At 42.2% G+C, this 5,524-nt stretch carries 7 protein-coding genes and 3 tRNA genes; 4 read left to right on the top strand and 6 right to left on the bottom strand.

Annotation, left to right across the window (positions count from 1 at the left end; genetic code table 11):
• Positions 1-102: 102 nt before the first annotated feature.
• From DWV16_RS18565 to DWV16_RS18555, 3 genes are all read left to right on the top strand, one after another.
• Positions 103-179 (top strand) — tRNA-Ile (locus DWV16_RS18565).
• A 191-nt stretch (positions 180-370) separates the two neighbouring features.
• Positions 371-446 (top strand) — tRNA-Trp (locus DWV16_RS18560).
• A gap of 205 nt (positions 447-651) precedes the next feature.
• Positions 652-727 (top strand) — tRNA-Thr (locus DWV16_RS18555).
• Between the two features lie 130 nt (positions 728-857).
• On the opposite strand, the gene DWV16_RS18550 is transcribed toward DWV16_RS18555, so the two are convergent.
• From DWV16_RS18550 to DWV16_RS18530, 5 genes are all read right to left on the bottom strand, one after another.
• Positions 858-1,985 (bottom strand): site-specific integrase, encoded by a 1,128-nt coding sequence (locus DWV16_RS18550; protein WP_118480918.1) that lies wholly within the window; start codon positions 1,983-1,985, stop codon positions 858-860.
• Between the two features lie 98 nt (positions 1,986-2,083).
• Positions 2,084-2,845, bottom strand: coding sequence for a DNA damage-inducible protein D (gene dinD, locus DWV16_RS18545; RefSeq protein ID WP_243007375.1), 762 nt, complete (start codon positions 2,843-2,845; stop codon positions 2,084-2,086).
• 54 nt (positions 2,846-2,899) lie between these two features.
• Positions 2,900-3,484 carry a hypothetical protein gene (locus DWV16_RS18540; RefSeq protein ID WP_118480914.1) on the bottom strand — a complete coding sequence of 195 codons (585 nt, stop codon included), beginning with the start codon at positions 3,482-3,484 and terminating at the stop codon, positions 2,900-2,902.
• 15 nt (positions 3,485-3,499) lie between these two features.
• The gene (locus tag DWV16_RS18535) at positions 3,500-3,988 is read right to left on the bottom strand and encodes a DUF4236 domain-containing protein (RefSeq protein ID WP_118480912.1); all 489 of its coding nucleotides are present in this window, start codon (positions 3,986-3,988) and stop codon (positions 3,500-3,502) included.
• A 126-nt stretch (positions 3,989-4,114) separates the two neighbouring features.
• Complete coding sequence (locus DWV16_RS18530; RefSeq protein ID WP_118480910.1) at positions 4,115-4,543, bottom strand: helix-turn-helix domain-containing protein; 429 nt, start codon at positions 4,541-4,543, stop codon at positions 4,115-4,117.
• 157 nt (positions 4,544-4,700) lie between these two features.
• Here DWV16_RS18530 and DWV16_RS18525 point away from each other — a divergent pair, with 157 nt between their 5' ends.
• Complete coding sequence (locus DWV16_RS18525) at positions 4,701-4,898, top strand: helix-turn-helix domain-containing protein (RefSeq protein ID WP_118480908.1); 198 nt, start codon at positions 4,701-4,703, stop codon at positions 4,896-4,898.
• Positions 4,899-5,074: 176 nt separating this feature from the next.
• On the opposite strand, the gene DWV16_RS19230 is transcribed toward DWV16_RS18525, so the two are convergent.
• On the bottom strand, positions 5,075-5,524 hold a 450-nt coding region (locus DWV16_RS19230; protein WP_207661955.1), incomplete at its 5' end, for a hypothetical protein.

The following is a 5,524-nucleotide window of genomic DNA, read 5'->3' as shown; positions in this document are numbered from 1 at the left end:
GTAGAGCATGCGGCTGTTAACCGCAGGGTCGTCTGTTCGAGCCAGACAGGGGGAGCCAAAATACCCCGCTGCCAGCCGGCGGCGGGGATATTTTTATTTTGCGGGCCATTAGCTCAGTTGGTTAGAGCAACCGGCTCATAACCGGTCGGTCCCGGGTTCGAATCCCTGATGGCCCACCAGAACTTTGAATGTGCCTGTATATCTTGTTGGGTGCTCAAAACAGCGCGGAAAGTCTGTGAACCCTCTTACGGTTCACGGATTTTCTCTTTCATAGGCAGTGTGAACTACCCATGGAAAACATGGTAAAACTGTTGACAAATCTGTTCCCACAAGGTATAATAGCTCTTGTTGAGTTTTGAAAATTTCATAAAGGGGTATAGCTCAGCCGGTAGAGCAGTGGTCTCCAAAACCACGTGCCGAGGGTTCGAATCCTTCTGCCCCTGCCAAGAATAAGAAGTTGGTTTACCAGCTTCTTATTTTTATTCTCTTTCGATTGCCCGTATTTCAAATGAAAATCGGTAAATCCTAACCAGGGAAGAAGATCCGTGAGAAACTGCATGAAAAATGTATTTTAGGTATTGACAAAGATAGCCTGGACATGTATAATAAATTTCGTTGGCTGAACGCTGGCCCCAAAAAATGATAAAAAATGCTGATATAGCTCAGTCGGCAGAGCACATCCTTGGTAAGGATGAGGTCATCGGTTCGAATCCGATTATCAGCTCCAGAAGAACCCCGTAAACAGGCTTATAAAGCCAGTTTACGGGGTTCTTTTCTTTTGTAAAATCATGGAAAAACATGCTTTAAAATATTTAACTGATGACAAACTGATGACAAAACAGGGGGATGAGGTCAACTCATCCCCCTGTTTTGTATTTTGGAAATTTATTCGCTTGCGTGCAAATTCGCTTAATATCGTCAGCGGTATAGTGGTTATAGTTTTCGAGACCGGTCTCCACATCCTCATGCCCCATGATCTCCGCGAGAATTTCGAGGTCAGCGCCGCCGCGCCGCATGTTGGTATAAAAGGTATGGCGGCAGGAATTAGGCGTAAGTATGGCGGGGTGCTCTTTGTCCGGGATTGCCTGGATACCCAGCTTTGCAAGCGTTGGGTAAAACTCGCGTTTGCGCCAGTTGTTTAGATCGCATGGGATTCCCGTTGCGGAGGTGATCAATGGACCTTCGCTCCGGCCGTCGATCAGCTCGTTTACAATGTCGAGAATTTCGATCGGGAGGGGAATAATTCTCCCTGCCCCGTCTTTGCCCCGGCCCGCGTCTGTTTTGCTCCCAGAACGCAGATAGTTAAACTCTCCGAGCACAATGCGCTCTACGCGGGCGGAAAGGGCCTCCCCTGGCCTTTGTCCGGTATAACACATAACAAGTATCGCCTTGACTGTTTTAAGCTCTCTGTGCCGCCACAGCGCCATCATTTGGAAATCAGTAAACGGAACAGACTCTTTTGTATCTTTGCCGTCCAAATCTGTGAGCCGCTCATAGTTTTTATCCATGAGATCATTTTTCATGGCCTGTTTGCAGAGCAGGGAGGCTAGGTTGCGAACCTTGTTTACCAACGACTTTGATTTACCGGCCTCTGCCAAACTATCAATGACGCTTTGAATATGCGCCGTTTTGTACTCGGCCACGGGAACTGAGGCGTGGACTTTGAGCCTTTGCCATGCGGTGGTGTGCGACTGCCTGCCGGAATCTGAAAGCCCCTTGTAGTATGGAGTGGCGCAAAACTCGTTATAGAGATCCTCTAAAGTAGTTATATGCGCCTTTGGGTTTTTGGCATGAGTGGCAGCGTCCAGGGCGGCCTCGGCCGCGGTGTAGGTCTCAAAAGAGCCTAACAGGAGGCGCTCCACCTTGCCGGACGAATAATCCGCGGGAAGGTACGCCGCAAAAGGACGCGCGCGCTTTCCCGGCATTTTTACAATCGTACCGGTGCCTTTCGGTCGCTGTGATCTACGGCGGGTTTTGCGGATCATCTTTCGGCCGCATTTCCAACAGCAAATGGCCTCATCGGGCAACTCGATATTGCACTTTGAGCAGATCACGTAAAACACCACCTCTCATGCTACATATATTATTTGTTGGAATCTTTCAACTTCTTTTTCTTCTCCCGCTCGAGTTGCTTTATGCTTTTGTCAGGAGAGGGAAGATCTTCGGGCATAGTTCCGCCTAGCTCTTTGATTGTTTGTCTTACTTTTGCGCCAACTTGTAAATGGGTATCGTTTGCAGCAGTTTTCCCCACAATACCATCTCGACGCAATTTTTCCTCGGTTTGCGTAGCGCGGAAAAGATTAGCAGCTAATTCCGTGCTCCCCATATGATCAAGAATTTTTTCCCCTTCCTTTAACCCCTTTCGAGCGTGAATGGATTTTGCATCAAGCCCGCCATATAAACCCATATATCCATGATTTTGAAAGATGGCATAATCCAATGTAGTTTCTACGCCGGCATCTTTAGCGGCATCCATGAGCTGTACATTATGGCGTTTCATTTCGGTGCGTAATTGTAGCCTTCGCTCGTCCTCCTTTAGACGCTCAAATTCATCAGTCAGTTCTTGGCGCCTGGTCTGTATAGCAAAATAAGACTGCCCCAAAGCAACCAATTCTTTAGATGGATCGGCATTTTGCACGACTAAATAGCAAGCATATCTCGATAGCCAATAATCATCAACCTTTCGAGTGCCGCCTTTTCCAATTTTTATCATATTGGTGGCTTCACCGAAATGATCGGAAATTTCAAATCCGCTATTTTGACATGCCTTTGCATCTTCCCAAAGCCCTTGCGTGCCGCGGAAAAATGCGGTATAATAAACGCGCAGAGCCATAAATTTTAACACGGTTTATAGGGGCTGCATTACATCCGCTTCCAGTTGCCGCTGGTGGCGGATTTTTTATTTATTTGAATAATATCGGTAAGCGTTTCCTATTAATTGTTTTCCAATTATTCTTTCATTTTCGGCCTTCTCTAAGACGAATCGTACAGAATCATCTATACTATAAGGACAAGTTCCGATGCTTTTGCCGGATACTTGAATCTTATCCAGAATATATTTTTCAATATCTGATCTCTTGCAACCTTCCTCTTGTTTAATTTTTTCTAAGCATAGGAACTGAATATCCTTAATAAAGTTTTGCAAATTTGCAATTAGAGTATTAATGTACTGGCAAAGCTGTTCGGCATGTGAAATTCCAGTTTTCCATCCTTCGGGGATTGTTATTGCGGGAAAAAGATAATCCATTAAAACAGCCTTTCGATCCTTTGCAATCCAAGAGAATCCGTATAAAGAGCCCTGCAAGTAATCGAATTTTTTCTGAATATTTTTTTCATTAAGCGCGTTCTCTAGATTAGAAAAGGCACTAGCTGCAATATCAAAAAATACAAGTGCCGCTCTAGTCTGACATTTTACACAAATTCCATTGTGATCATTTCCACCCCAAGTAAAGGTATGACATATCTTGCAAAAGCCAAAATACATTTTAGTATCTCCTTTTTAAATTTTGAATTCAAAATTTTCGGCTGGAGGCAAAATGATAGGTTTAGCCTGCGGAGATATTTCTTTTGGTTTTCGCTGCCCAATCGCCCAAATTAAAAAGAATAACAATCCGAATGTAATTGCCATTCTAAAATTCTCATACTCTCCTTTTGAGAATAAGAGTATTGAACTGAATGTGAAAAATATGCCTAATAGCAACAATGGGAATGACGGGGTTTTAGCTTTTACATTTTTTTGAAAATTGCGATTGCTAGGTAGTGTTTTTTGCTCGGATGTAGAGCTAGAAATACTTGGCCGTTTTGCTTGAGAATAGGTTTGATATGAGATTCCGGTCCCAGGAATTCCAAATGACTTGGTTCTTCTTCCGCTTGAATTAATCGAGTATCGAAGTCCTTTCTTACCAATACTCAAACCAACACTTTTTTTACTGAAATTTAGACGTAATCCAGGGGCTATTTGCTTGGTTTTTCTAAAACGTAATCCCATGTCAATACCTCCTATTGTCCAATTATGTACCTCAATAGTAGTCATTTGTGCCTACAAATCCATCCCCCAAATCGCACCAGACGATTATAACAAGGATGCCTCTATTTCTGTCAAAGTAGTACGTTTTTACTTCTTCGTAGGCATATTTTCGTTTTTGAAAACTTCCTCCGCAAACTTTTTGATCTCCTTCATATCCGGTATATGAGGGGGATCTTTTATATCAAGTAGCTTTCGCACTGCGGATTGGGTACCTTTGTCCGCGTTTTCATAAGCTCTAGCTATTTGTACGGTTTCGGGATTCAATCCATATAATGAATTTTGAGAAGGATTGATATTATCACTTCCATCATTCAGAAGTTTTAATGTATTTGCAAAATCAATCCCATATACTTTACACAATTCCGAAAATGTATCTATATCTATTTTATTTCTACCATTTTCCCAGGCGCTTACAGTTTGAGCGGTTACATTCAACCTGTCGGAAATTTGCTTTTGAGTTAATCCCGCGGCCTCTCTTGCTCGCTTTAATTCTGCACCAAGCCTTAAATAATTCATTGGCTCCACCACCTTTAGACATATACTATCACACAATTTATTTTATGTCAATTATAAATTTATAAATTTTAAATTGAATTATATATTGACTTTCAATTTTAAATTTACTATAATATGGATAAAGTAAATTTTAAATTGATATGGAGGAGAGATTAATATGACACTAGAAGTTAATATTACTGACTATTTGCGTTCTAACAATATACAGCAAAAGAAGTTAGCACAAAAGATAGGGATGCGCGAAGATACTTTGTGTTTAACCCTCTCTGGAAAAAGAAAAATGCTTGCAGAAGAGTATGTGAAAATTTGTGACGCCCTTTGCGTCCCATATGAAAAGTTTTCGGAAGAAAGCTGAACGGGGTAAAAGAAAAACCGCCCGCGTGTAGCGGGCGTAGGAGGTGGAAAATGTATGGATGAAGAATCTAAACGCCAGTTAAAGAAAATTGGAGATGAACTCACCAATTTACACAATTCGGTATATTTCCTTTATGCGCTCGTATCTGTGTATGGCGTTTTAAATTTGATTATTCGTTAAAAAAGCGCAAATACGGCGGCGGCGGAAGCGATAGCCGCAACAATAATTGTTAAAATTCGAAAAATCCTGCCGCGAAGCAGGTTGTAATATCGATCAAGGTAGTCTATACCGTCTTTCCCGAGGATATAGCCGGTAACGTTATCTTTTTCAGTCCGGGGAACCGGAACGATAAAATTCAAGAATAAAAGATGATTGATCGAGGCATCAACATCATACTTGAAACGAAAATAGGCGTGTACGCTTGCGTTGCTTGGAATTTGATCCATGTGGTTACGCACAAGTTTCAAGATTTTAAGCTCAAGTGAAGAAAGATGGCTTAAATTAATTAAGAGATTTTTTTTGAAAATTCTCAAACGGACCACTCCTTTACCACATCTTACCATAATCAAGCCTGCAAATAAAAAGTCAAGCTCCAAAGCGGGCTTGACGAAAGAAAATGTTGCAGG

The organism is Anaerotruncus sp. AF02-27, assembly GCF_003465835.1.
GTDB lineage: Bacteria > Bacillota > Clostridia > Oscillospirales > Ruminococcaceae > Anaerotruncus > Anaerotruncus rubiinfantis.
This window is presented reverse-complemented; position numbering and strand designations above follow the sequence as displayed.